This window comes from Bradyrhizobium sp. Ai1a-2, from assembly GCF_000426245.1.
GTDB lineage: Bacteria > Pseudomonadota > Alphaproteobacteria > Rhizobiales > Xanthobacteraceae > Bradyrhizobium.
Genome location: NZ_AUEZ01000195.1, coordinates 1 through 3,283, shown reverse-complemented (window position 1 = coordinate 3,283; position 3,283 = coordinate 1). Strand labels below are relative to the sequence as shown.

The 3,283-nt window shown below is 59.6% G+C and carries 2 protein-coding genes and 2 pseudogenes; 2 read left to right on the top strand and 2 right to left on the bottom strand.

The window, feature by feature from the left end; all coding sequences use genetic code 11:
• Positions 1-346 (bottom strand): annotated as a pseudogene (locus K288_RS51880) (IS21 family transposase); the annotation flags it as partial.
• Between the two features lie 23 nt (positions 347-369).
• Here K288_RS51880 and K288_RS51875 point away from each other — a divergent pair.
• Positions 370-672, top strand: a pseudogene (locus K288_RS51875) (transposase); the annotation flags it as partial.
• A 597-nt stretch (positions 673-1,269) separates the two neighbouring features.
• On the opposite strand, the gene K288_RS53305 reads toward K288_RS51875, so the two are convergent.
• Positions 1,270-1,452 (bottom strand): hypothetical protein, encoded by a 183-nt coding sequence (locus K288_RS53305; protein WP_152535982.1) that lies wholly within the window; start codon positions 1,450-1,452, stop codon positions 1,270-1,272.
• 319 nt (positions 1,453-1,771) lie between these two features.
• On the opposite strand from K288_RS53305, the gene K288_RS55650 reads away from it, so the two are divergent.
• Complete coding sequence (locus K288_RS55650) at positions 1,772-3,181, top strand: GGDEF domain-containing protein (RefSeq protein WP_027584817.1); 1,410 nt, start codon at positions 1,772-1,774, stop codon at positions 3,179-3,181.
• Positions 3,182-3,283: the final 102 nt, after the last annotated feature.

The following is a 3,283-nucleotide window of genomic DNA, read 5'->3' as shown; positions in this document are numbered from 1 at the left end:
GCGCGGTGCGCTCGCAGTGACGGCAGGCATATTTGCGAGCCAGCACCGGCACATAGTGCCAGGGATCGTAGGTCGTCTCGCCGCGGCCAAAGGATCGCGGATGCTCGGCGACGATCCTGCCGTCCTGGCGGATCACGATGCGGTCGGCATAGGCTTTGACCTCGACCGGGCGTCCGACTGCGCTGGCTGCGACCGAGTACTTGTTGTTGTCGGAGCGCACCAAACAGGTCTTGGAGATCGAGGCAGGCACGGCATGGAAGCAGTCGAAGCGGCCGGCATACGAAACGAGCTTTGGTCGCTCGGCTTCGAAGACTTCCCAGACGGTTTGGTCCGAAAACTCCGGATGCCGAAGCGGGTGCTCAACTGGTAGAATACCTGATCGTCGACTCCACCATCGTCCGCGCACCAGCATGCCAGAGGTGCAAAAGGGGGGCTCAAGATCAGGCCATCGAACGCTCGCGCGGCGGCCTGAGCACCAAGATCCACCTCGCGGTGCGCGGGCTGGGATGTCCCGTCCGCTTCATCGTCACTGCCGGTCAGAAAGGCGACGCTCCGCAGGCCGCAGCCCTGCTCGAGGGCGCGCCCGCCGAGTTTGTCATCGCCGATGCCGCTTACGACGCCGATCACATCCGCGAAGCGGCCGCAGAGGTCGCTCCTGCTTCATTGGCCATCCACTCAACCTGCCCCAGGCTTCCGGCCGTCAGTTTGTAGGACCGCCAGGTTAAAGCGGCATTTCCGGCCATGCCGGTGGAGACCGATCGGAACGGCGCACCGTGGGATCGCGCAGGTGGTGAGCACGGGATGATTCAAGCCTGTTCACGTCAAGAGCGTCGCCAGCCAAACGGCGCGGACCTTGGCGGCTGCTCGCAAGCATAACGTCCGCTCCATCGCTGCCGCGGACCGGGTCATCCGAGGACTTCTGCGGCCGCCCGGTCTCAATGTCGGAGTCGTCTCGTGGACTCTGTCGACGCCATGCCGGAGGCGATCATGAATTCACTGCTCGCCGGACGCGAAGCGCTGATGCATGAGTACGCCCGGATGTCGTCTAGTTCTGAAGCCCGTGCGCAGCGACCCAGCATGTAGGCTCTTGATGACGATGCCTCTCGTAAGATCGCCCCTATTTGCGGGCTGCCCGCCGAGCCCCACTTACATCCAACAGGGAATTACCATCGAACGTTCGTGAAACCGCTCCCCCACAAGTTCGGGTTGGAGGCCAACAGCGGGCAATACGGCTCCACTTTTGGTTGTTCGGCGACGACGAAGAAGAATTCAGGCAGGTAACTTACGCAATTGCAGTGGCTGATCGAACCCAAGCCGTGAAGCTTGGCCCTGGAATACTGCGGCGCCCGAGGCAAGCAATACTAAACTGCCCGCTTGAAGAGGAGCCGTTGCAAAGGCTCGACTTTGGAACAAGGTAAGCTGATCGTTATGCACGATGACGAGATTGATCATTTACCTCACGCCCCGCCGTCATTAGCACTGCTTCACGTCTGATCTCGTTCAACCGTGTCCAGTTGATGACATGTATGTCCGGAAGCCGCACAAGTATTGGCGCGGGGGTAACGTCGCGCCGTTTTTCCTCTCATGCACTCTGTTACTATTTGGCATGCCGGTTGCTGAGAGATGCACCGAATTGCGCAGGGTTACTGTTGATGCCTTGACTCGAATGACTGTGTGTCTCCCGAGACTCGTCCCGGTTTAGCCGCGCTCTCGCGGCCGGCGAGCCACCGAGAGTCTATGCAATGACCGCAAGTGTTATGGGAGACAGTATATGCATAGGAGCACCAATTCTGCGGTGCACGAACCGACCAACGCGCTCCGGCTGGTCACACAGGCGTATATGAGCCTTCTCCTCATCGCCTTCGCCCTGGTGCCCGCCCAGTTCATCGCCTACCTGTATTTCCAGCAGGATCCCACACTAACATTCGAAAATCACCTGTTCCACGAACTCGCGATTGGCGTTGCCACCCTCGAAGGGCTGTTCGTCACCTATGTGACGTGGTGTTGCTACCAGTCTTCAGGTGAACCTCTGTTGCGTTGGTTGACGCTGGGTTTTCTCGGCTTCGTGCTGATCTATTCGCCGCACGGCGCCTTCACCGGGATGGCACACCGCAATATTTGGCTGTTTCTGCTCTATGGGCCGGCGTCGCGTCTCGCGATGTCGATTCTGCTCTTCGTTGGGCTGCTCAGCTATAACCAGCCGTCAGACGAGGTCGAGAAGCGTTCGGATGCGCGCGCATGGCTGATGTGGATCGGCGTGTTCTTGACGATGGACATAGCCGTCGCCCTGATCGCCTACTCACCCTATGCGGGACACCCCGCGGTACGCTTGTCCATGGAGGGCGGCGCACTGGTGTTCAGCGCGCTGAACGTCGCGGCCATGCTTATGCGACGGATTCACTCGCCGCTCATGCTTATTTTCGGCATTTCGGTCGCGTGGTTTGCGCTATCGTCGCTCGCATTCATTCTGGCGGCGCCCTGGAATCATATGTGGTGGCTCGCCCACGCGATCTTTGCTGGCGGGTTCTTCCTGCTTAGCTATGGCGTTGTCCAGGCGTTCCGAACGACGCAATCATTCTCGACCATCTATAGCCAGGAAGAAATGACGGCCCGCCTGGCCGAATCGATGGCCGAGACCCAAAGGGCGTTACAGCAACTGCAACTGAGTAATCGAAGGTTGGAACGCCTTGCCGCCACCGACCCACTGACCGGTGCCGGAAATCGGCGCCACTTCATCGAGCATATCGGCGACGAGATCGCGCGGGCCAAACGAACCGGTGCTCCATTATCTCTGCTGTCGATCGACCTCGATCATTTCAAGAATATCAATGACTCACGTGGTCACAATGTCGGCGATGAGGTCCTCCGCGCATTCGTGCGAAAGTGTCTGGAGGCGATCCGCCCTTACGACTCTGTCGCGCGCGTGGGCGGTGAAGAATTTATGGTGCTGCTGCCGGGGGCGACGCTCGACACGGCTTGCGCGGTAGCCGAGCGCCTTCGAGCGACCATTGAAGGCGCTGCATTCGAGGTCGGAGCCCAGCCGTCGGTGGGCATCACCATCAGTGTTGGGGTGTCGGAGTTCGGGCGCGATGGAGATACGCTTGACGGATTCCTGAATGTCGCCGATCAGCGGCTCTATCGCGCAAAATTTGAAGGCCGCAATCGTGTGATTGTCGCGTAGGCCTTCGTTCGTCGCCCGTGAAGAAGTCTGATTTCAGCTTGGGACGAGCTGAAATCGGAGGATGAGCCTGACCAGGATTTGGTGCAACAAAAGCTCCAGCCA